This window comes from Clostridium tetani (assembly GCF_900167265.1).
Taxonomy (GTDB): Bacteria; Bacillota; Clostridia; order Clostridiales; family Clostridiaceae; genus Clostridium_G; species Clostridium_G tetani.
On record NZ_FUWT01000013.1, the window covers coordinates 39,163 to 63,542 of the forward strand.

Sequence of the window (24,380 nt, forward strand, 5' to 3'; positions counted from 1 at the left end):
ATAAAAGATGGAGGAATACTATGAATAAAATTATTGTTAATGGGGGTAAAAGTTTAAAAGGTGAAGTTAATATAAATTCTGCTAAGAACTCTGTATTACCTATAATAGCAGCAAGTATATTAAGTGGAGATAAATGTATTATAGAAAATGCTCCTATGTTAGAGGATGTGTTTGTAATAAGTGAGGTTTTAAAATCAATATCTTCAGAAGTGGACATAGATAGGGATAACAATAAAATAATAATAGATACATCTAACATTTGTAATTCAGAACCTTGTAGTGAACTTGTAAAAAAACTAAGAGCATCTTTCCTTATAATGGGACCTATGATATCTAGATTTGGCAATTTTAAAATATCTCTTCCAGGAGGCTGTAATATAGGTACCCGTCCCATAGATCTACATCTAAAAGGTTTAAATGCACTAGGAGCAGATATAAATATAGGATATGGGTATGTAGAAGCTAAAGCTGATAAATTAAAAGGAAATAAAATATATTTAGATTTTCCTTCCGTAGGAGCTACAGAAAATTTAATGATGGCAGCTGTACTTGCAGAAGGGGATACTATAATACAAAATGCAGCGGAAGAGCCAGAAATAGAAGATTTGGCTAAATTTTTAAACAGCATGGGTGCTAATATAGTTGGAGCAGGAACTGATACAATAAATATAATAGGGGTAAAGGATTTAAAGGGGGTAGTTCATAAACCTATATACGATAGAATAGAAGCTGGAACGTTTATGACTGCGGCAGCTATAACAAGGAGTAAAATAAAATTAAATGGAGTAAATGAAGGACATTTAAGACCTATAATAGCTAAGCTAACTGAGATAGGTGTAAAAATAGATACAAATGGAGATAGTATGATAGTTGATGGAAATCATCAGCTAAAACCTGTGGATATAAAAACTATGCCCTATCCAGGATTTCCAACAGATATGCAAGCTCAGACAATGGCTTTATTGACTTCCATAGAAGGAACTAGCATAGTAACTGAAACTATATTTGAAAATAGATTTATGCATGCAACTGAAATGAAAAGAATGGGTTCAAATATAAAGATAGATGGAAGAAGTGCTGTGATAGAAGGTGGCAATGAGTTAACAGGTTGTGAAGTTAAGGCTACAGATTTAAGAGCAGGAGCAGCATTAATACTTTGTGGTTTAGTAGCTAGAGGAAGTACAAATGTTACAGATGTGTATCATATAGATAGAGGGTATGCAAACATAGAGAAAAAACTCCAAGCATTAGGAGCAGAGATTTATAGAATATAATAATTGGAATATAAATGTAGTTTTTTTCATATAGTTATTATAAAATACTTAAGATTAATAAAGGGAGAAAACTATATGAGAAAAGGTGATCTAATACATTTATTAAAAAGATTTTTTGTAAGTATACTAGTGAGTATACTTATTGTAATTATTTTTTGTTTTATAATATTAAAGCCATCTTTGATAAAAAAAGAGAATGAAAATAATATAGTTAAAGATATAAGTAATAGTAAAAAGGATATAAGTAATAAAGTTAAAAAAGTAAAGGTAAAAGTATATATATCAAAAGAGAAAAAAGTAATAGAATTAGATTTAGAAGATTATATAAAAGGAGTAATTTCTGCAGAAATGCCTGCGGAGTTCCATGAAGAAGCTTTAAAAGCTCAAGCTATAGCAGCAAGAACTTATGCTATACCACGTATAAAAGAATTGAATGGGGTTAATTGTAAAAATGCTAAAGGAGCAAATTTATGTGATACAGTTCATTGCCAAGCATTTTTAACTAAAAAAGCTAGAATGGAAGGATGGTCAGAAAAAAAGAGAAACGAATACTGGAATAAGATTGAGAACGCAGTTAATAGTACCGCTGGTGAGGTTTTAGTGTACAAAGGTGAAATTATAAAGGGAGCATATTATTTTTCCACTAGTAGTGGCTTTACGGAAAATGGGGAAGATATATTTGCATCCACAGAACCATATTTAAAAAGTGTAAAAAGTCAGGGAGAAGAAACTGCTCCAAAATATGAAAGTGTTAAGAAATATTCTCATGATGAATTTATAAATATAATCAATAAAAATTACCCTAAGTCTATATCAAATAGTAAGAATTTAAAAAATGAAATAAAAATAAAGAGTAGGACTTCTGGAGGAAGTGTAAAAGAGATAACTGTTGGAAAAACTACTATGTCTGGTTCTAAATTTAGAAAAATTTTAAATCTTAATTCATCAAACTTTACCATAAAGTTGGAAAAAAATAAAATAAATATAAACTGTAAGGGATATGGACATGGTGTAGGTATGAGCCAATGGGGAGCTAATGCATTAGGTAAGAGTGGTAAAGATTATAAATATATATTAAAACATTATTATACAGGTGTAGAAATACAAAACTATAAAAAGGTTTTAAGTAGATAATTAAAAATACTGAGAAGAAAGCTAGAGTTTTTCTTCTCAGTATTTTTGTTTTATTAAAATCAATGGATATTTGTCAAAAATTGATGAAAGTAGGAGAAAAAAATTTTAATAAAATATGTATTTTTTACTATAGTCTGGACAAACTACAAAAAGGAGGTGCTTATATGAATAAAAAATTTTCAAGTAAATTTCGTAAGCTTATAAAGAAGGAGGGGTTCTATCTAGTCCTGTTTATATGTTTATGTTTAGTAGGATCAGTGGCTTACATATCCTCAAAAAATACTAAAGAAGCAAAAAGATTAGCTGCTAGAGAAGAAACTAAAATTAAAGAAGAAAAACAAGAGAAAGAAACTATAGAGACTAGAGAACCAAATGTAGAGTATGACAATGCTTTACAAGTTAAAGAAGAAAATAAAGGGGTTGAGAAAAAATCTGAGAAAACGGCTCAGGTGTCAGCTGCAACAGATAATAAATTTGCAAAGCCAGTAGAAGGGACTGTAGCTAGAGAGTATTCAGAAGAGCCTGTTTATTGGAAATCTACAAATAGTTATAGACCTAATTTTGGAATAGATATTAAATGTGAATTAGGAAAACCTGTAGTTGCTGTATTAGATGGAAAAATAGAGGATATTAAAAAAGATACAGCAGATGGTGTTCAAGTTACTATTAATCATGCAAATGGATTAAAGACAATCTATTCTAATTTAGACGAAAAGCTAGATATAAAAGCAGGAGATGAAGTTAAAAAGGGAAGTAAATTAGGGAAAGTAGGAAAAACTACCCTAAGAGCTGCTTATGAGACCTATGGAGAACATCTTCATTTTTCTGTTACAAAAGATGGAAACTACGTAAATCCAACTAAATACGTAAAATATTAAAATAGCGCCATTTTCCGTATAGTTTAGCGGAAAATGGCATTATAAAAAATCGATTAACTAAATATAGGTATATATTTACAAATAATGCAAAAATTAAGGAGGTAGTAATTTGAAGGATTACATTGAAGAAAGAGTTTTAGAAGTTGCTAACTATATAATAAGTTCTAAGGCTACTATAAGAAAAACAGCCAAGGTCTTCGGTGTAAGTAAAAGCACTGTTCACAAGGATATGACGGAAAGATTACCCAAAATAAATCCTCAAATTGCAAAAGAGGCCAAAAATATATTGGACTTTAATAAATCAGAACGACATATAAGAGGTGGAAAAGCTACAAAAATGAAGTATAAAGCTATTGAAGGTTAAAAACATTCCTATTATAATTGATATTAGGTAATAGTATCAAATTTTACCAAAGAAGAATAAGGAAAGAGTAGGTGTGAATAATAGGGATGTTTTTTAGCGTAGGAACAGATATGGGAATAGATCTTGGAACAGCCACTGTATTAGTTTATATCAAAGGAAAAGGTGTAGTATTAAATGATCCATCAGTAGTAGCAATTGATAAGAGTAAACGCAAACTTTTAGCAGTAGGAGAAGAAGCAAGACAGATGATTGGCAGAACTCCTGGAAATATTGTGGCATTAAAACCTCTTAGAGGAGGAGTTATTTCTGATTACGATTTAACAGAAAAAATGCTGAAATATTTTATTACTAAAGCTTGTGGAAAGAAGAAAATGGTTTCGCCAAGAGTAGTAGTATGTATACCTTGTGAATCTACAGAAGTTGAGAAAAGAGCAGTTATAGATGCAGCAAGGAATGCTGGAGCTAAGAAAGTTTTTTTAATAGAAGAACCCTTAGCAGCAGCAATAGGTGCAGGTGTTGATATAACTAAAGCCAGCGGTAATATGATAATTGATATAGGAGGAGGGACAACCGATATAGCGGTTATATCTTTAGGAGGAATAGTTGAAAGGTCTACAATAAGTATAGCGGGAGATAGCTTTGATGAAGCTATAATAAAATACATACGAAAGAAACATAATCTTATGATAGGAGAAAGGACAGCAGAAGACTTAAAAATCAATGTAGGATCTGTTTATGATAATGGCGAAGAACAATTTATGGATATAAGAGGAAGAGATTTAATATCAGGTTTACCAAAGAATATAACTGTATCATCATCAGAAATGAGAGAAGCCCTAATAGAACCTGTAAATACCATAGCAGAAAGTACTCATGCTATTTTAGAAAAAACTCCACCAGAGTTAGCGGCAGATATATCTGATAAAGGTATAGTAATGACTGGCGGAGGGGCACTATTAAATGGTTTAGATAAATTAATATCGGAGGTAACCCATGTTCCAGTATATGTTTCTGAGGAGGCGGTTACATGTGTAGCAATTGGAACGGGTAAGATGTTAGAGTATTTAGATAAGTTAGATGTAACTTTCCTAGGAGACAATATAGTTTTAATAGATTAAATATGAAACAAAGCAAAGAGTTTATGTCTTTGCTTTATTTTTATTTGGTAAAGTATATTTTTCACAAGTTAATTTGAATCCATATATTATGGAATGAGAAATGGATTTAGCCATATTAAGTATAAAATTAAGTCTAATGGAGTTATTGTTAAATATATTTATTTCGGTAGAATCAACTATTCCTACTATAGAGTGGTTTCCTACGTGAGGAAGTTTTTTGCCCACACCCTTACCAGGATATATTGGATAGTTTCGTGATTGTATAAATCCAATATTATTAGACTCTCCTAAACAAGCATCTATACCTATTATATTGTGGTTTGGGTATAAAGAAGCTATTTCACTCATTTTTACCTTTATATTTAATGCATGTATTGGATTTTCTACTGTTCCAAAGACAGGTAAAGGAAAATTTTTTTCTTTTAAAATTGTTCCAGTTATAGGACCAAGAGAATCACCTATACACTTATCTGTTCCGACACATACTATTATAGTGTTATTATTTAAAAAGTTACTTAAAGTTTCTCCCATTATTTTATAAGCTAAAGGATCATTATAGTGAACCATGATTTTATCCAAAACAACACCTCCTCAATAATTTATATGAAGGAGGTATTGTTAATATTATACTAAGTTTACCAAATTTATTTATCCCAAATACAAAGTTGCTTGGAATTTGTTAAAGCTCCTAACAATCGGTTTTCCAGATCAGGAAAATCTTTTTTAAGAGATTCTATTAAGTTTTTTATAGATTCTCTTTTAGTAAATCCATTAGCTGGACAAGAGTTTTGTATTATAGGGAAATTATATTTCACTGAAGTTCTCTTTATAGCAGCTTCCTCTATGTATACCATAGGTCTAATTACAGTTATATCCTTTCTGTCTAAGTAAGTCTTTGGAAGGAAGCAGCTTATCCTACCTTCATAGAACATAGATAATAAAAGGGTTTCAATAGCATCATTTTTATGGTGTCCAAGGGCTACTTTGTTACAACCTAACTTTTTAGCATTATCGTTTAATATCCCACGCCTTAAATTCGCACAAAGAGAACAAGGATTTTTTTCTTTCCTAATATCAAACACTATTTCTTTTATATTAGAATCTATTATATGAAGAGGTACATCTAATTCTTGGCAAAGGTTTTTTAGAGGAGAAAAATCCATATTCGTTCCTGGATCTATGGTAATTGCGATTATATTAAATCTTTCCGGAGAAAACACTCTGTATTTACTTAAAAGATATAAAAGAGCGAGGCTATCTTTTCCACCAGATAAACCAATTGCAATATTGTCACCATCTTCTATTAAAGAAAAATCAGTTATTGCTTTTCTAAATTTACTTAAAAGTTGTTTCATATCAATCTTCCTTTACAATATTAAAATTTTGTCTAAATAGCATTATAATATAAGCATTATATTAAGTGAAGTATTAAAATTAAAAATAAACAATTAAAGTTAATCTACATAGTTAAGAGAGAGATAATAAGAGAAAAATAGAGAAAAGCAGATAAATATAAGTTTAACATACCAAAATGACATTTGAATTTTTAACAATATAATTGTATACTTGTTTTTGTCGACAAGTTCGATTTAAAAATATGCTGGCATGGCTCAATTGGCAGAGCAGCTGACTTGTAATCAGCAGGTTGTAGGTTCAAGTCCTATTGCCAGCTCCATATGTGGAGGAGTTCCCGAGTGGCCAAAGGGGGCAGACTGTAAATCTGTTGGCTTTCGCCTTCGATGGTTCGAATCCGTCCTCCTCCACCATAGTTTTTTAAAAGATATATTTTAAAATGAACTTGTTAATAATAAAAATGTGCTGGCATGGCTCAATTGGCAGAGCAGCTGACTTGTAATCAGCAGGTTGTAGGTTCAAGTCCTATTGCCAGCTCCATATATGGAGGAGTTCCCGAGTGGCCAAAGGGGGCAGACTGTAAATCTGTTGGCTTTCGCCTTCGATGGTTCGAATCCGTCCTCCTCCACCAAAAAATAACACTAATATTAGTGTTATTTTTATTTATGATATTATATATAATTGACAGCTAAATAGTAATATGCTAATATAAATTAGTAAAATAATTAAATAAAAAGCTCTTATCGAGAGAGGTGGAGGGAAAGGGCCCTATGAAACCCGGCAACCAATATTTTTAGAAGTATTAAGGTGCCAATTCCTGCAGAAAGTTCTGCAAGATAAGAGGGCTGGCAAATAAAAAGCAAGTCTCTTCTTATCGGAAGAGGCTTTATTTTTATATAAGAGCTACACAATAGGAGGTAAAAGGATGAGGAAATTATTTACATCTGAATCAGTTACAGAAGGGCATCCAGATAAGATTTGCGATCAAATTTCCGACGCAGTGCTTGATGCCATACTTGAAAGGGACCCAAATGGTAGAGTTGCTTGTGAAACTAGTGTAACTACAGGAATGGTTTTGGTGACAGGAGAGATAACTACTAATTGTTATGTAGATATACCTAAAATAGTTAGAAATACAATAGAAGCTATAGGATATACTAGGGCTAAATATGGATTTGATTCAGATACATGTGCAGTGCTAACATCTATATCGGAACAATCTCCAGATATAGCTATGGGAGTTGATGAATCTCTAGAATCTAAGCAGGGTGGAATGGATAAGGAAGATGTCATAGGAGCAGGAGATCAAGGAATGATGTTTGGATATGCAAATAATGAAACATCAGAATATATGCCAATGGCAATATCTATAGCACATAAATTATCTAGAAGATTATCTGAAGTAAGAAAAAATGGAACATTACCTTACTTAAGACCAGATGGAAAAACACAAGTTACCGTAGAATATGAAGATAATAAAGCAATAAGAATAGATACTATCGTAGTATCTACTCAACATGGACCAGAAGTTACAAGGGAACAAATAGAGAAAGATATTTTTGAACATGTAATATCTAAAGTTGTGCCAGTAGAATTTTTAGATGAAAACACTAATTATTATATAAATCCAACAGGAAGATTTGTTGTAGGCGGACCACAAGGTGATGCTGGATTAACTGGAAGAAAAATAATAGTTGATACATATGGCGGATATGGAAGGCATGGTGGGGGAGCATTTTCTGGAAAAGATCCTACAAAGGTTGATAGGTCCGCAGCATATGCAGCTAGATGGGTAGCTAAAAATCTTGTAGCAGCAGGGGTAGCGGATAAGTTAGAAGTTCAATTAGCTTATGCTATAGGAATAGCAAAACCTGTATCTATTTCAGTAGAAACTTTTGGAACAGGAAAAATAGATGATAGAAAAATCGTAGAAATAATTAATAAAGTATTTGATTTAAGACCTTCAGCTATAATAAAAGAATTAAACTTAAGAAGACCTATATATAAACAAACAGCAGCTTATGGACACTTTGGAAGAACAGATGTAGAACTTCCATGGGAGAGTCTAAATAAATTAGAAGAAATAAAAAATTTAATTTAATATAATAGCATGTTAAAACCCTGGTGAAATTTTACCAGGGTTTTTTAACTTTCCAAAAGTATAATAAGGATTAGAAAATATAATATATGATATAATATATAAAAAGTGCTATGAACTTTTTTATATTCAATTAATAGGTGATAGTGAATAACTAAAAATAGGAGAGATCTTATGGAGGAAATACAAGGTACCGTTGATTCCATAATATTTAGGAATGATGAAAATGGGTATGTAGTTAGCAGAATTAAGGAAGATGCTAAGGCTATAACAACTATAGTAGGATGCATACCTTATATATCAGAGGGTCAAAACCTAAAATTACAGGGGGGATGGGTTATACACCCTCAGTTTGGTCGACAGTTTAAAGTTGAAAGCTGTGAGGAAATTATTCCGGATACTAAAAAAGGTATTGAAAGATATTTGGCTTCAGGAGTAATTTCTGGAATAGGACCGGTAACAGCTAAAAAGATTGTTAAGGAATTTGGACTAGAAACCTTTGATATTTTAGAAAATGATATTGAAAGATTGAAAGAAATAGATGGAATAGGCGATAAAAAAATAAATATAATTCAAGAAGCTTACAAAGATCAAAAAGAAGTTAGAAATATAATGATGTTTTTTCAAGAGTATGGAATATCTATAAACCATTGTCTTAAAATATATAAAAAATTTAAAGGGGAATCCATTAAAATAGTAAAAGAAAATCCATATGTATTAACGGAAAATATTGCAGGTATAGGATTTAAAACAGCAGATAAAATAGCTAGAAATTTAGGAGTTGATGTAGATTCTCCTTTTAGAATACAAAGTGGTGTAAACTATGCAGTTAATCAATTTTCTGCATTGGGAAATACTTGTATGCCAATAGATAAACTAATAAAAGAAGGAAAAGAAATATTAAATGTAAAAGAGGAAGATATTAAAGAAAACATATTGCAAAATGCCTTTCAAGGTAAATTAAGGGTGGAGATAGTGGATGGTAAAGAATATGTTTTCTCTATACCTTACTACTATTGTGAACTAGGAGTAACTAAGAACATATTAAAGCTATCCTTATATAACCATAAAGATTTAGATATGACTGTAGAGGAAGAGATAAAAAAATTTGAAGAAAATAATAATATAGAATTTTCTCCTTCGCAAAGAGAAGCTATAATGGGAGCGTTTTTAAATGGAGTGGAAATAATAACAGGTGGACCTGGAACAGGTAAAACAACTATAATAAACTGTATTTCTGAGATATATGAAAATTATGGATATACGGTTTGTATGGGGGCCCCTACAGGAAGGGCTGCCAAAAGAATGACTGAAGCTACTGGAAGGGATGCAAAAACTATACACAGATTATTGGAAATGGGAGTAGGAGAAGAAGAAGTATTTTCTAAAACAGAAGAAACACCATTAGAATGTGATGTGGTAATAATAGATGAGGCTTCAATGATAGATATAATGCTTATGAACAATCTATTAAAAGCTATATCTATAGGAACTAGACTTATAATAGTGGGAGATGTAGATCAGTTGCCATCAGTAGGGCCTGGAAATGTATTAAGGGATTTAATAGAGAGTAATTGTGTTAAGATAGTTAGGTTAAAAGACATATTTAGACAATCAGAAACTAGTGCAATAACTGTAAATGCTCATAAGATAAATAATGGACAAATGCCTGTTTTAAACGAAAGAGAAAAAGACTTCTTTTTTTTAAAAGGTGACTCCAATGAAGATATATTAGATGTTTTATTAGCACTAGTTCATAAAAGATTACCAAATTTTAATAAAGACTGGGATAAATTAAAACATATACAAATATTGAGTCCTATGAGAAAAGGACTATTAGGAGTTGAAAATTTAAATAAAAATCTTCAAATGGTGTTAAATCCCCCATCAAAAGATAAAAAGGAGAGAAAATTTAAGGAGTACATATTTAGAGTAGGGGATAAGATAATGCAAACTAAGAATAATTATAATATTAAATGGAAGAAGATAGACAAATATAATAGAGAAGAAGGATTGGGAATATTCAATGGAGATATAGGATATATAGAGGATATAGACGAAGAAAATAATAATATGACCATTATTTTTGATGAAGAAAAGAGAGTAATTTATGAAGATATTTTTTTAGATGAAATAGATTTAGCATATGCCATAACTATACATAAAAGTCAAGGTAGTGAGTTTCCAGCAGTTATTATACCTACCTTCATGGGACCACCTATGCTTATGAATAGAAATTTACTGTATACAGGAATAACAAGAGCAAAGGAATTAGTAGTTGTAGTAGGAGAATTAAAGGCATTAAAATTTATGGTAGATAATAATAGAAGCTTTGAAAGGTATTCTTTATTAAAGTGGAGAATACAAAACATATTAGAAAATTTTTATGAAAATGATGAACAATAGCCTGGAGGTTTATATGTTTATTAAAATGGAGAAAAAAAATCATTGGCGTTTAGAGAAAATAAGTAATTATTTAAAAACATGGATATTTTCAAAGGAAAAATTATTAAATATAGTTACAGTTCCAAGTAATTCGTCTTCTATACTTGTTGAAACTATATTAACTTTTGCTAATAATGATAGAAAAGTTTTATATATAACAGAAGAAGAGGAAGATATAGATATTATATTAAATATTAAAAAAGTATCTGATTTTAAAGAGTATAGTCATATAAAAGATACTAAAAGTTTACAAGAAAAAAAGCTTTTAGTATGTAATACTAAAATAGCATTACAGCTTGAAGAAAAATTTGATTTAGTAATATTTGATGACATTAACAAAACTTCAGAATTACCTAAAAAGTTAATTAAACAAATAATAGAAAGAAGTTTAAAGGTAAATGGAAAAGGAATAGCATATTCTATAGAACCAATTTTTATAAATAAAAGAGATATAGTATTACCACTATATAAAAATAGTATGCCTGTAATAGAGCCTAGAATAATAACTACAAAGGTGGATTTAAATCAGGATATTCCCTATATGATTTATGAATATTTAAGATGGACCATAGAACTTAACAAAAAAGTTTTAATATATGTTCCAGATAGTTATAGACTAAAGAATGTTTATAATTATTTTGAAAACAACTATAAAAATATTAGTAAAAATATATTTTATTATTCCAAAAAAGATGGGAACATAAAAATATTATCTAATTTTCAATATTTAAAAAAAGCTATAATAATTACGGATGATCTTAATGGAGAAACTTATAATATAAGGCAAGATAAAAATACAAACATAATGGTATTTTTTGCAGATGACGATGCCTATAATTATAAAAATCTAATATATTTCTGTGGAGAAATGGCGTTTAAAAGAGAAGGATCTATGAAAGAAGTTATATTTGTATGTAACGAAGAAACTAATGAAATAGATAAAACAAAACAAATAACTAGAGAGTTTAATAAAGAAGCATGGGAAATGGGTCTTTTAAGTATTTAAGCATAATAAAAGAAAGTATAGCATCTTTATTATATCCTTCTAAAAATCAATGTGTTATATGTGGAACTTATACAGAAAAAGGAATATGTATGAATTGTTTTTCTAAAATAAATTGGTGTAAAGGTAATTTTTATATAGAAGAAGAAAAATTTAAAGTTTGTTGTTATAGTATAGCCTATTATTCTTCAATTATAATGGAAATGATATTAAATTTAAAATACAAAAAGGATTTTAGAAGTGGCGAGATATTGGCAAGTTACATGGTAGAAAAGATAATAGAAGAAAATATTTCATGTGATTTAATAACATATATTCCTTCAGATAAAAAAACTTTAAAAAGAAGAGGCTTTAACCAAAGTGAATTTTTAGCTAAGAAAATTGGCAGTACATTGGAGTTACCTGTGAAAGGTGTTTTAATTAAAGCAAAAAGTACCAAAGAACAAAAGTCATTGGATAGGGAAAATAGATGGATAAATTTAAAGGAAGGCTTTAAACTTGATAACAAAAATGAAATTGTAAATAAAAAAATAATTTTAATAGATGATATCGTAACTACTGGAGCTACAGTGTATTTTGCCTCAAAAGAACTATCTAATGTAAATATAAAAGAATTAAATGTATTGACTGTGGCCAAAATTGTTGTATAATTTTATTGTATTAAGTTAGGTTTGTGATTGAAAGTCGATGCCAGCCGCAGGCAAAGCGATCCACGTAAGTTAAATAAAATATTTAATGAGCATGGTGCGGTTTAGAAGTAAGACCTGCCGTATAATAATAGCGAGAGGGTTAGTAGTGAGAGGAAAATTCTGGGTAGCAAAGGCTCCAGCAGGCGAGTGTGGGGTCAAAGATCAGGTCAACTAGCTTAAAACAAAAGGCTTCATCTGCTTTTTAGCAGTTGAAGCCTTTTGTTTTTTTTAGAGTAAAAAATAAATTAATTTAAATTAATTTAATATTTTGTAAATTAGCATTAAATAACTTGATATATATATTAAATAGTATTAAAATATATATAACATGAAATTTAAAAATAATAAACATTAGGAGAGGGGCTGAAGCTATGAGAATAACAGTGACAGGAAAGAATATTGAGATTACAAATGCTCTAAGGAATGTGGTTGAAAAGAAATTAGAAAAGTTAGATAAGTATTTTAAACCTGATGTAGAAGCCCAAGTTACATTGAGTGTTGAAAAAAACAGACAAATAATAGAAGTAACAATTCCTTTTAATGGAGTTATTCTAAGAGGAGAAGAAGCTAATGAAGATATGTATGCTTCTATAGATTTAGTAATAGATAAACTAGAGAGACAAATAAGAAAACAAAAAACTAAATTACAAAAAAGGATGCATGGTGATTCATTAAGATTTCAATTTATACCTGATTATGAAGGAGACAAATTTAAAGAAGAATCAAAAATAGTTAAAACAAAAAGATTTGCAATAAAGCCAATGTCATCAGAAGAAGCAGTTTTACAAATGGAACTTATAGGACATAACTTTTTTGTATTTGAAAGTGCAGATACAGGAGAAGTAAACGTAGTTTATAAAAGAAAAGATGGAAATTATGGTTTGATAGAACCAGAATTCTAAGAAAGCATGAAAGAGAAGGCTATGCCTTCTCTATTATATTTAAAAAATATAATAAATTATCTAAGTCATCAACTACTATATCTGCATCATAGGGAGAGGTAAGATATTCAGAGATGGAATCGTTTTTAAGAATAAGAGCCATTTTACTGCCAGCTTCTTTTAATTTAGAATAATCATATTTAAGTCTATTTGTAATAACTAAACTTTCTGATGGGTTAAGGTTTAAATTTTTAAATAATAAGAATGTGTTAAAAAATGGTGGGGCATCTGGAATAATCAATCTACTTTTATAATTAAGTTTTAGAAAGCTTATATAGCACTCTAGGTCACATCTAGTACAGTCAAGTCTTCTATTCTTGCATAAGTTGGAAGAAAAAACTATGGGAATAGTAGAGTTTTGTATTAATTTTTTATGATGATTGTCCAAGTTAGTAGTAGAAAGGCAAATTAAATCAAAATACTTATCACATATTTCAATATTATGAATGTGAAAATCGTAAAAATCATGAGAATAACTATTATCAACTATAGGATATACACTAAAAGAAGAATATATTTTTTTACAATATCCTAATAATAAATAATTTGGTGTTAATACTGAATTTAATGAAACATCAATTCCAAAATCTAAAAGCGTTTCTTTAAGTTCCTTACGACTTATAGAACAATTATGGGTAAAAAAATAAAAGCAAGTTTGGGGAATAGAATTAATAAATTTAATATAATGTCTTCTTGTATGTATATCATACATCATTTCATCAGCACAAAATATAAAATTTTTTATTTCATGAGCCAATATTTTCACCTCAGTTTTAAATTAAAATTATGGGACATTCAAATTAATTATAATACCTAAATTATGTAATGTAAAATTTTTTCAATAGAGAATAATAAAATAGCTTACATTATATAATTAGTTGAAGAGGGTTTAATTAGATGTTATAATCTATTAGGTATATAATAATAAGAAATTTTATAATAGTGAGGATGAATAAAATGAGGATTTGGGAAAAAATATTTGGCACATATAGTCAAAGAGAACTTAAAAGAGTAATTCCAATAGTAGATAAAATAGATAAATTAGACCAAACCATGCAGAAGTTAACAGATGAAGAGTTAAAAAATAAAACAAATGAATTTAAAGAAAGATTATCAAAAGGAGAAACCTTAGATGATATATTAGTAGAAGCTTTTGCAGTAGCAAGAGAAGCTGCGTGGAGAGTTGTTAAATTAAAACCTTACAGAGAACAACTAATAGGTGGTATAATTTTGCACCAAGGTAGAATTGCAGAAATGAAAACAGGAGAAGGAAAAACATTAGTTGCAACATTACCAGCATATCTCAATGCTCTAAAAGGAGAAGGCGTACATATAGTTACAGTAAATGATTATCTTGCAAAAAGAGATAAAGAAACTATGGGAGCTATATATGAATTCTTAGGGTTAACTGTAGGGGTTATCCTCCACGATTTAGAGCATAACGAAAGACAAGAAGCATATAATTGTGATATTACTTATGGAACCAATAGTGAACTTGGATTTGATTATTTAAGAGATAATATGGTTGTTTATAAAGAAGAGAGAGTTCAAAGGAAATTAAACTTTTCCATAGTAGACGAAGTGGATTCCATACTAATAGACGAAGCGAGAACTCCTCTTATAATATCAGGACAAGGAGAAAAGTCTACAGAGTTTTATAAAGTAGCAGACTACTTTGCCAAATCCTTAATAAAAGAAGAAGACTTTACTGTAGATGAAAAAGCTAGTGCAGTTATGCTAACAGATAAAGGTATAGAAAAAGCAGAAGCATATTTTAAGTTGGAAAACTATGCTGATCCAGAAAATATGGAAATACAGCATCATGTGGTTCAAGCATTAAAGGCAAACTATTCCATGAAAAAAGATACAGATTACATGGTAAGAGATGGGGAAGTATTAATAGTAGATGAGTTCACAGGAAGAGTTATGGACGGTAGAAGATATAGTGATGGTCTTCACCAAGCTATTGAAGCTAAAGAAGGCGTAAATGTAGAAAGAGAATCAAAAACTCTAGCAACTATAACTTATCAAAATTTCTTTAGAATGTATGATAAATTATCTGGTATGACAGGTACAGCACAAACAGAAGAAGTAGAATTTAGAGAAATATACGGACTAGACGTTGTAGTTATACCTACTCATAAACCAGTTTTAAGAATAGATAATTCTGATGTAGTTTATAAATCAGAAAAAGGAAAATATATGGCCATAGTTGATGAGATTGTAGAAACTCATAAAAAAGGTCAGCCAGTGCTTGTGGGTACTGTTAGCATAGAAAAATCTGAGCTTATATCAGAAATGCTTAAAAGAAAAGGAGTACCACATCAAGTATTAAATGCTAAATATCATGAAAAAGAAGCAGAAATAGTATCCCATGCTGGGGAATATGGTATGGTTACTATTGCAACAAATATGGCAGGACGTGGTACTGACATTAAGCTTGAAGAAGAGGTAATTAAGGCTGGTGGATTAAAGATAATAGGAACAGAAAGACATGAATCCAGAAGAATCGATAATCAATTAAGAGGACGTTCAGGACGTCAAGGGGATCCTGGAGCATCTAGATTCTATGTTTCATTGGAAGATGATTTAATGAGAATATTTGGTTCTGATAAACTAAAAGGTATAGTTGAAAAACTAGGACTTGGTGATGATGAAGCTATAGAAAGTAAAATGGTAAGCAATGCTATAGAAAATGCACAAAAGAAAGTTGAAGGAAATAACTTTGACATAAGAAAGACATTAATTCAATATGATGATGTTATAAATAAACAAAGAGAAATAATTTATAAACAAAGATCTGAAGTATTAGAAGGTGCAGACTTGAAAGATCAGATACAAGAGATGATAAGAGATGTTATAAACTCAGTTGTAGATTCTCATATATCTGATATAGAAGAAGAGTTTAAAGAAGAACTTGATAAACTTATTAAGTTTTTAGAAGATATATTCTTGCCTAAAGACTATATAAAAGTAGAACACTTAGAAAATTTATCTAATGATGAAATAAAAGAAAAATTATATGATATAGCTAAAAATATATACACAGATAAAGAAGAAGAATTTGAATCAGAACAAATGAGAGATATAGAAAGAGTTATTCTTTTAAGGGTAGTAGACACTAAGTGGATGGATCATATTGATAATATGGATCACTTAAAGCAAGGTATAGGCTTAAGAGCATATAAACAACAAGATCCAGTTCAAGCGTATCAATTTGAAGGAAGTCAAATGTTTGACGAAATGATATATAATATAAAAGTTGATACAGTTAGATATTTATTTAGAGTGCAAATAGAGAAAGCTCCAGAAAGGGAACAAGTTGCAAAGGAAACTTCAACTAACCAAGGTGGAGATGATACATTAAAAAAACAGCCTATAAAAAAAGAGCCTAAGATAGGTAGAAATGATCTATGTCCTTGTGGTAGTGGGAAGAAATATAAAAATTGTTGCGGAAGAGAAGTTTAAACATACAAAATGGAGGAGTAGAATTACTTCTCCATGCTTATTTTATTATATAAAGGGAGATGATTAAAGTGTTATTGCAGTTAGAAGAAGCTGTAAAAGATTTGGAAGAATTAAAAGAAACTTTAACAAAAGAAATAGGGGAGTCTCTTTGACCTAACTAGTTTAAAATTTAAAGTACAAGAACTTCAAAATAAAATGCAAGAACCTGATTTTTGGGAAGATATAAAGAGAGCACAAGAAGTAACACAACAGGAAAAATTAATTAAAGATAGATTAGAAAAGTTTGACTCTTTAGAGAATAGAATAGAAGATTCTTTAGTTCTTATAGAACTTATGAAAGAAGAAGAGGACATTTCCTCGGCAGGAGAAGTATTAAAAGAGTTAGTGCTACTTAAGAAGGAAATAGAGAGTTTTAGAATAGAAGTTTTATTATCAGGTGAATATGATAGAAACAATGCTATAATGACATTACATGCAGGAGTAGGGGGAACAGATGCCCAAGATTGGACTGAAATGTTGCTTAGAATGTATACAAGATGGGCAGAGAAGAAAGGTTATAAGGTAGATACTTTAGACTTTCTACCAGGTGATGAGGCAGGAATAAAAAGTGTTACCTTAAAAATAACTGGAGATTTCGCTTATGGATATTTAAAAGCAGAAAAAGGAGTACACAGAATTGTAAGGATATCACCTTATAATGCCAATGGAAAAAGACAAACTTCTTTTGCATCCTTAGAATTGATACCAGAACTTACAGAAGATCAAGACATAGAAATAATAGATGATGATTTAAAAGTAGATACTTATAGAGCTAGTGGAGCTGGTGGACAACACGTAAATAAAACAGAATCTGCAGTAAGAATAACTCATATTCCAACAGGAATAGTTGTACAATGCCAATCAGAACGAAGTCAACATTCTAATAGGGATACTGCACTAAAAATGCTTAAAGCTAAACTTGTAGAGTTGAAAGAAGCAGAGCACAAAGAAAAGATAGAAGATCTAACTGGTGAATTAAAAGATATGGGATGGGGAAGTCAGATAAGATCTTACGTATTTCATCCATATAACTTAGTAAAAGATCATAGAACTTCAGCAGAAACAGGTAATTTAACAGCAGTAATGGATGGAGATATTGATTTGTTTATAAATGAATATTTAAAAGCTAACTAACCTTACAATACCCTTAAACTTGAGCTATGTTTAAGGGTATTATATTTATACTCTATATGATTTATTTTTTTTTATAATTATAAGACTTATTATTGTAGTTAAAAAGAGAGAGGATACTAAAAGCTCTTTACAATAAAGTATATTGGGATCATCAGAAAAAGCTTGTTTTATAACTTCTTTAGATGCAACTTTAAAGCATCTATCTATAGATTTTGAACTTATAAATTCAGCTTTGTCTTTTGGAGTATGAATTCTTGATTTATCATCATCAATAAAGGTCATAGCATGTATTCCTAAATTTGTAAAGGCTTCATGATCACTAGAATCATCGAAGATATAAGTAAAATTAACCTTTGATTTAGAGCAGGTATTTGCCACAGATTTAATCAAATGAGAATCAGGAGAACTTGTTTTTCCACCCATTAAAGATAAAGGTATATTTGAATCAGAGCCAATCATATCGAAATTAAAGGCTTTAGCATTTTTGATATAAGACAGATTATCCTTTGCAAAAGCTTTAGAACCTAGACAACCAAACTCTTCAGCATTAAACCCTAAAATTACTATATCATTTTTAGGAACGCCTATAGATTTTAAATATTTACTAAATTCAATTACAAATGATATTCCAGAAGCATTATCTAAAGCACCATTATATACTGTGCCAGATAAATCACTACCTAAATGGTCAAAGTGTCCAGATATTATTATGGGTTCAGTAGAATTTTTACCTTTAATAGTACCCACTACATTGCTTATAGTTGCTTCTTCTATAGTAAATGGAATATAACAATTAAGTTTAAAACCTTTATCTAAAAAAACCTTTATATCCTTTCTTATAGCATCCTTTACCATTATATACATATCAACTTTAGATTGTGGAAAAAAGGAGCTTCTAAAGTTGATGTTATCATTATCTGGAGTAAATAAAATAAGAGATCCTTTATTAGAGGAAAAGGCCATAAAATCTTTTGTTGAGTGAGTTATTTCTTTTGGATTAAAAGATAGATTATTATTTCTAAAGTTTAGTAAGTCTTCTTTATAATCTACCCCATAAACATATTCTTTTATAATTTCATTATCTTGATTTACTACATTTAAATAAGGTTTGTCACTTAATTTTTTAGGGTAATAAGTAGTGAAATTATGATAATAGCTGCCATTAAAGGGCTCAAATCCATATTTTTTAAATTTGTCCTTAATATAATTGGCAGCTTCTAGGTTAGTATGAGAGCCTGCTAAACGACCATCTAATTTATCAGAAGAAAGATATTCTATATGTTTCTTTACTTTGTTACTATTAAAACTATCAATAGAAACAAATTGATTAAAACTAGAGTGGAATATAGTTAAGCATAATGCTAAAATAAAATTTATAAATCTTTTCAATATAATATCTCCTTTAAAGTACTTACCTTATAAAATATATTAAAAATAAAGGAGTTATATAACTTAAGGTAGAATTTTTATAAAACTAAGTATGGAGGTCGATTAGTAAATGATTGATATAAAAGAGAGATTAGCAAAAGAATTAAATATAAGTATAAAACAGGTAGAGAGTACAGTAAATCTATTAGATGAAGGGAATACTATACCCTTTATAGCAAGATATAGAAAAGAAGTAACAGGTGGATTAACGGATTTAACACTAAGAGAATTATTTCAAAGACTAACATATCTAAGAAATTTAAATGGAAAAAAAGAAGATGTAATGAGAATAATAGATGAACAAGGAAAATTAACAGAAGATTTAAAGTCAAGTATATTAAAGTGTGAAACTCTCACAGAAGTAGAAGATATTTATAGACCTTTTAGACCTAAAAGAAGGACTAGAGCCACTATTGCAGAAGAAAAGGGTCTTAAACCTTTAGCTGAGTTAATATTATTAGGAGAATTTAAAGAAGATTTAAAAGAAGAAGCAGGAAAATATATTAATAATGAAAAAGAAGTAAATTCTTCAGAAGAGGCTTTAGCAGGAGCAGTTGATATAATAAGTGAAATAATATCTGATAAAGCAGAATATAGAAAATGGATTAGAAGTTTTGTTAATAAAGAGGGATTAATAGAAACCTCAGGGGAAAGTAAAGAACCAACTCCTTATGAGATGTATTATTCCTATAGAGAGGAAGTTAAAAAAATACCTTCTCATAGAATTTTAGCTATTAACAGGGGAGAAAAAGAGAAAATATTATCTGTTAAAATAACTTGTGATATGGGAAAAATAGAAATATATTTGAAAAGCAATTTATTAAAAGATAATAATATAACCGATAAATATATTGAAGAGAGTGTTTCAGATTCATTAAAAAGACTTATATATCCTTCCATAGAAAGAGAAATAAGAGGAGATCTTACAGATAGGGCAGAAAAAGGAGCTATTGATATATTCAAATCTAATTTAAAAGCTCTGCTTATGCAACCACCAATAAAGGGAAAAACTGTATTAGGATATGATCCAGGTTTTAGAACCGGGTGTAAAATAGCTGTATTAGATGATACAGGAAAGTTTTTAGATAAGTCTACAGTTTATGCTACAGCACCACAAAATGATGTAGAAGGCTCTATAAAAGCATTAAAAGAGCTTATTTATAAATATGATGTAGATGTAATATCATTAGGCAATGGAACAGCTAGTAGAGAATCTGAAGAAGTTATTGGAAGGCTTATAAAAGAAATAAAGGAGGAAAAAGGTAAGGAGGTATATTATGTAATAGTTTCTGAAGCAGGAGCTTCTGTATACTCAGCTTCAGAACTTGCAACAGAAGAATATCCAGATATAGATGTATCCATAAGAGGAGCCATATCTATAGGAAGAAGGCTTCAAGATCCTTTAGCGGAACTTGTTAAAATAGATCCTAAGTCCATAGGAGTAGGGCAATATCAGCACGATATTACTCCTAAGAAATTAGATGAATCTCTAAGAGGTGTGGTAGAGGATTGTGTAAATAATGTAGGAGTGGATTTAAATACAGCAACACCTTCACTATTAGCGTACGTTTCTGGAATAAACTCTGGAATAGCTAAAAATATTGTTGCATATAGAGAAGAAAAGGGTAAATTTACAAGCAGAAAAGAATTACTAAAGGTAAAAAGATTAGGAGCAAAAGCCTTTGAGCAATGTGCAGGTTTTTTAAGAGTAAGTGAAAGTAAGGAACTTCTTGATAATACAGGAGTACATCCAGAATCTTATAAAGTAACTAAAGAACTTATAAAGACATTAAATTATTCTGCTAATGATTTAAAGTGTAACAAATTAGAGGATATAGATGGAAGAATAAAAAATAGTGATATAGATGAGTTAGCTAAAAATTTAGATATTGGAAAACCTACACTTTTAGATATAATAAAAGAACTTAAAAAGCCAGGAAGAGATCCAAGAGAAGATTTACCAAAGCCTATATTTAAAACAGGAGTTATAGATATAAATCAATTAAAACCTGGTATGGCACTTACTGGAACAGTAAGAAATGTTGCAGACTTTGGAGCTTTTGTTGATATAGGAGTACATCAAGATGGATTAGTGCACATAAGTGAGTTATCAGATAAATTTGTTAAACATCCTTTAGACGTAGTAAAAGTAGGAGATATAGTAGATGTTAGGGTTTTAGAGGTAGATGAAAAGAGAGGACGAATATCTTTAAGCATGAAACAGTAATTCTTAAAATAAAAATTTTGCACAACAAAATTTTTATTTTAAGAATAATGAACAATTAATGAACAATTTAGGTGGATTTTCTTCCACTATGTTACAGAAAATCTTTAATTTAAAAGTAGTTACACTATGGAAAAATCGTTCAACTAAGCTGAACATTGAAGGTATTCTAGGTTTAACTAATTTTAAAATTTAGCGAAGCTAAACATCAGATTCTTATGTAATTAAAATTTTTTCGTAATGCTAATGGAGAAAAAATATCCACAATTGTTCATTAAATAAAGGGTTTTCTATTGAACTTTTAATTAGAATAATATATAATAATATTGTAAAAGATAATATTAAATATCTTCAGGGCGGGGTGTAATTCCCCACCGGCGGTATAGCCCGCGAGCCGCAAGGCATGATTCGGTGTAACTCCGAAGCCGACAGTAAAGTCTGGATGAAAGAAGGTATAATAGAGATAAGTGTTTTTCGCCCTGACAAAAATTTGTCAGGGCTTTTATTATACCATCATCCTAAAAATTAGAAGATAATATTAGGAGGTTGTATTAAATGAAAGACAAAAAATTAAGTAGAAGCATAAAAATAACACTTCTAAGTACCATTGCATTTTTACTTATGTACATTGAATTGGCAGTACCATTTTTTCCTGAGTTTTTAAAAATAGACATAAGTGATATACCAGCATTAATAGGTGCATTTGCCCTAGGACCTGTAGAAGGGGTTATAATTCAACTATTAAAGAATATATTGCATGGAATTTTTGCTACTAAAACAGGCTTTGTAGGAGAAGTAGCAAACTTTGCAGTAGGATCAGTACTAGTTTTTATAGCAGGATATATTTATAGAAGTCATAAGAGTAAAAAATCGGCATTTATAGGATTGTTAGCTGGTACTATATTAATGTCAGCAGTTGCTGGAATATTAAATTTGTATGTATTTATACCACTATATCAAAAGGTTTTACACATACCAATTGAAGCTTTTATTCAAATGGCATCAAAGGTAAATCCAGCAATAAATAGTTTAGGAACTTTAGTTTTATGGTCAATAGTGCCCTTTAACTTATTAAAGGGAATATTTATATCTACACTTACTATGGGAATATATAAAAAAGTTTCCCCTATACTTCATGAAGATGGAGTAAAGAAAGGTCAAATAGCTTAAATTAGTATAAAGTGAAATGAAGCCTGGTTTAGGCTTTATTTTTTTATACGATATTTAATATAGGAGGTGTTTATTATGGCAGGAATATTGAATGTAAATGATGCCTATAATATAAATTTAAAAAGGATAACAAATAAACTATCTTTTCAAATAGGAGAAGTTTTTTTAGCTAGGGTAATGAGCTTAGGAGAAGAGAATGAAGATATACTGTTAAGATTACTAGATGGATGGCAATTTCCTGCTCAACTAAAAGAACATCTAGACTTCCAACCAACAGGTCTTATAAGGTTTAAGGTAGAAGGATTTAAAGATGGTAAATTGCAATTAATGATTCTAGATGCAAGAGATCCAGAAGAAAAATTAAAAGAGGATTCAATAGAAGGTGCATTAAGAAGAGAAAATATAGATTTAGATAAAAAGGATTATACTTTATTAGAAAAAATGGTAAAGCATAATATGCCTTTAACCAAAGAAAATATATCAAATATAAAAAATTTAACTGAGATGATAAATAGATTTTCAAAAAATGGGGAAGAAGCAAATAGTTTTATAGAAAAGTATATAGAAAGTAGAAATATATCCATAGATTCTAAAGAGGGAGAGTTTATAAAGAATACTCTAAAAGGGTTTTTTAAGGAATTATCTACCTTAGGGGAAGATGATATATTAACCATGTTAGAAAATGGATTGGATATAACAGAAGATAATATAAAAAGTTTTAATAGTTTATGTAAGGAAAGTTCATTATATAATAAGCTAAGAGGATTAGAGGATATTTTAAAGGAAAGTAAAGTATTAAGCCAGAATATACAAGATGGAAAGGAAATATTAAAAAATAACACAAACCTAGAACAAAATATTCTAGAGAAAAAAGTAATAAGTGATAACATATCTAAAGATACATCAGAAAGTAAAGATAAAATAATAGACAATAAAAATGAATTTATTGGGGAAAAAGAAATAACTAATATAAAAGAAAAGGAAATAGAAACTCTTTCAAAAGGAAATACAAAAAAAATAATAGAAGATGGCAAGAATACTTTGTATAGAAAAGAAGAAATAGTAAAAGAACAAATAAATTCTAAAATAGAAGACATGAAGAGTATACTAAAAGATTTATTAGATTCAAAGACACATTATAGATTAAATGATCATGAGAAACTATTTGGACTCATGAAACAAGAGTTAAATGATTTTAAGGTTTTTAATACCTTATCAAATCAATATTATTATTTGGATTTACCTGTAAATGTGAATAAAGATGAATATGAATGTAAATTAATAATAAAAGACGAGAGAAAGAAAGGAAAGAAAATAGATAAGCAAAATGTTAAAATAGCTACATCTATAAAGACTATAAACATGGGAATTGTAGATGCTTTTATAGGTATAAATAAAAATGTTATAAATGTGGATATAAAAGCAGAAGAATTGTGGATAAATATTTTAAAATTTAAAAAGCAGCAGCTATTGAATGCTTTAGAAGATAAAGGTTATAATGTATATATGAATGTAAGTAAAAAAGAAGAAGACTTTAATTTAAGTAATTGTAGTGATTTTTTTGAAGATAAAAATATAAATGCAATTGATTTAAAGGTATAAGTAAAGAACTTTAGGGGG

Annotated in this window: 19 protein-coding genes, 4 tRNA genes and 2 riboswitches; of the genes, 19 read left to right on the forward strand and 4 right to left on the reverse strand. The window is 29.4% G+C overall.

The window, feature by feature from the left end; translation table 11 throughout:
* Positions 1-20: 20 nt before the first annotated feature.
* From murA to mreB, 5 genes are all read left to right on the forward strand, one after another.
* Complete coding sequence (gene murA / locus B5D21_RS10255) at positions 21-1,274, forward strand: UDP-N-acetylglucosamine 1-carboxyvinyltransferase (protein ID WP_011098627.1); 1,254 nt, start codon at positions 21-23, stop codon at positions 1,272-1,274.
* 75 nt (positions 1,275-1,349) lie between these two features.
* Complete coding sequence (gene spoIID, locus B5D21_RS10260) at positions 1,350-2,408, forward strand: stage II sporulation protein D (protein ID WP_035110970.1); 1,059 nt, start codon at positions 1,350-1,352, stop codon at positions 2,406-2,408.
* A 164-nt stretch (positions 2,409-2,572) separates the two neighbouring features.
* Positions 2,573-3,286, forward strand: a complete 714-nt coding sequence (locus tag B5D21_RS10265) for a M23 family metallopeptidase (protein ID WP_035110972.1) — start codon at positions 2,573-2,575, stop codon at positions 3,284-3,286.
* A 109-nt stretch (positions 3,287-3,395) separates the two neighbouring features.
* Positions 3,396-3,650, forward strand: coding sequence for a sporulation transcriptional regulator SpoIIID (gene spoIIID / locus B5D21_RS10270; RefSeq protein ID WP_023437156.1), 255 nt, complete (start codon positions 3,396-3,398; stop codon positions 3,648-3,650).
* An 86-nt stretch (positions 3,651-3,736) separates the two neighbouring features.
* Positions 3,737-4,768, forward strand: a complete 1,032-nt coding sequence (gene mreB, locus B5D21_RS10275; protein ID WP_011098630.1) for a rod shape-determining protein — start codon at positions 3,737-3,739, stop codon at positions 4,766-4,768.
* Between the two features lie 21 nt (positions 4,769-4,789).
* On the opposite strand, the gene yyaC is transcribed toward mreB, so the two are convergent.
* Both yyaC and B5D21_RS10285 read right to left on the reverse strand, forming a co-directional pair.
* Positions 4,790-5,347 (reverse strand): spore protease YyaC, encoded by a 558-nt coding sequence (gene yyaC, locus B5D21_RS10280; RefSeq protein ID WP_011098631.1) that lies wholly within the window; start codon positions 5,345-5,347, stop codon positions 4,790-4,792.
* A 65-nt stretch (positions 5,348-5,412) separates the two neighbouring features.
* On the reverse strand, positions 5,413-6,123 hold the full coding sequence (locus B5D21_RS10285) for a tRNA 2-thiocytidine biosynthesis TtcA family protein (RefSeq protein ID WP_011098632.1): 711 nt from the start codon (positions 6,121-6,123) through the stop codon (positions 5,413-5,415).
* Between the two features lie 244 nt (positions 6,124-6,367).
* On the opposite strand from B5D21_RS10285, the gene B5D21_RS10290 reads away from it, so the two are divergent.
* From B5D21_RS10290 to hpf, 9 genes are all read left to right on the forward strand, one after another.
* Positions 6,368-6,443, forward strand: a tRNA-Thr gene (locus B5D21_RS10290).
* Positions 6,444-6,448: 5 nt separating this feature from the next.
* Positions 6,449-6,534: transfer RNA gene (locus B5D21_RS10295), tRNA-Tyr, on the forward strand.
* A gap of 51 nt (positions 6,535-6,585) precedes the next feature.
* Positions 6,586-6,661, forward strand: a tRNA-Thr gene (locus tag B5D21_RS10300).
* 5 nt (positions 6,662-6,666) lie between these two features.
* A tRNA-Tyr gene (locus tag B5D21_RS10305) sits at positions 6,667-6,752 on the forward strand.
* 106 nt (positions 6,753-6,858) lie between these two features.
* A riboswitch (SAM riboswitch) is annotated at positions 6,859-6,964 on the forward strand.
* A gap of 82 nt (positions 6,965-7,046) precedes the next feature.
* Complete coding sequence (metK, locus tag B5D21_RS10310) at positions 7,047-8,222, forward strand: methionine adenosyltransferase (protein ID WP_011098633.1); 1,176 nt, start codon at positions 7,047-7,049, stop codon at positions 8,220-8,222.
* 171 nt (positions 8,223-8,393) lie between these two features.
* Entirely contained in the window at positions 8,394-10,625 is a 2,232-nt protein-coding gene (gene recD2, locus B5D21_RS10315) for an SF1B family DNA helicase RecD2 (protein ID WP_011098634.1), read from the forward strand.
* A 13-nt stretch (positions 10,626-10,638) separates the two neighbouring features.
* On the forward strand, positions 10,639-11,670 hold the full coding sequence (locus B5D21_RS10320) for a hypothetical protein (protein ID WP_052040426.1): 1,032 nt from the start codon (positions 10,639-10,641) through the stop codon (positions 11,668-11,670).
* Positions 11,643-12,317 (forward strand): ComF family protein, encoded by a 675-nt coding sequence (locus B5D21_RS10325; protein ID WP_011098636.1) that lies wholly within the window; start codon positions 11,643-11,645, stop codon positions 12,315-12,317. The genes B5D21_RS10320 and B5D21_RS10325 overlap by 28 nt, the downstream gene beginning before the upstream one ends.
* A gap of 410 nt (positions 12,318-12,727) precedes the next feature.
* Positions 12,728-13,258: a ribosome hibernation-promoting factor, HPF/YfiA family gene (gene hpf, locus B5D21_RS10330; RefSeq protein WP_011098637.1), complete on the forward strand. Its 531-nt coding sequence runs from the start codon at positions 12,728-12,730 to the stop codon at positions 13,256-13,258.
* Between the two features lie 19 nt (positions 13,259-13,277).
* Here hpf and B5D21_RS10335 read toward each other — a convergent pair whose 3' ends face one another.
* Positions 13,278-14,054 (reverse strand): HAD family hydrolase, encoded by a 777-nt coding sequence (locus tag B5D21_RS10335; protein ID WP_035110977.1) that lies wholly within the window; start codon positions 14,052-14,054, stop codon positions 13,278-13,280.
* Positions 14,055-14,254: 200 nt separating this feature from the next.
* Between B5D21_RS10335 and secA the strand changes: the two genes are divergently transcribed.
* Positions 14,255-16,765, forward strand: coding sequence for a preprotein translocase subunit SecA (gene secA, locus B5D21_RS10340; RefSeq protein ID WP_035110978.1), 2,511 nt, complete (start codon positions 14,255-14,257; stop codon positions 16,763-16,765).
* Between the two features lie 68 nt (positions 16,766-16,833).
* A protein-coding gene (gene prfB, locus B5D21_RS10345; protein WP_181894035.1) for a peptide chain release factor 2 occupies positions 16,834-17,938 on the forward strand; the annotation gives its coding sequence in 2 pieces (ribosomal slippage) (positions 16,834-16,914 and positions 16,916-17,938; 1,104 coding nt in all).
* A 45-nt stretch (positions 17,939-17,983) separates the two neighbouring features.
* Here prfB and B5D21_RS10350 read toward each other — a convergent pair.
* A complete protein-coding gene (locus B5D21_RS10350) occupies positions 17,984-19,327 on the reverse strand; it encodes a M28 family metallopeptidase (protein ID WP_011098641.1) in 1,344 nt (447 codons plus the stop codon).
* A gap of 109 nt (positions 19,328-19,436) precedes the next feature.
* Between B5D21_RS10350 and B5D21_RS10355 the strand changes: the two genes are divergently transcribed.
* The 3 genes from B5D21_RS10355 to B5D21_RS10365 all read left to right on the forward strand — a co-directional run bounded on the left by B5D21_RS10355 (position 19,437) and on the right by B5D21_RS10365 (position 24,362).
* Complete coding sequence (locus B5D21_RS10355) at positions 19,437-21,593, forward strand: Tex family protein (RefSeq protein WP_011098642.1); 2,157 nt, start codon at positions 19,437-19,439, stop codon at positions 21,591-21,593.
* A gap of 340 nt (positions 21,594-21,933) precedes the next feature.
* Positions 21,934-22,048, forward strand: a riboswitch (FMN riboswitch).
* Between the two features lie 97 nt (positions 22,049-22,145).
* Positions 22,146-22,760 carry an ECF transporter S component gene (locus B5D21_RS10360; protein WP_011098643.1) on the forward strand — a complete coding sequence of 205 codons (615 nt, stop codon included), beginning with the start codon at positions 22,146-22,148 and terminating at the stop codon, positions 22,758-22,760.
* 75 nt (positions 22,761-22,835) lie between these two features.
* Entirely contained in the window at positions 22,836-24,362 is a 1,527-nt protein-coding gene (locus B5D21_RS10365) for a hypothetical protein (RefSeq protein WP_035110980.1), read from the forward strand.
* The last annotated feature ends 18 nt before the right edge of the window (positions 24,363-24,380 follow it).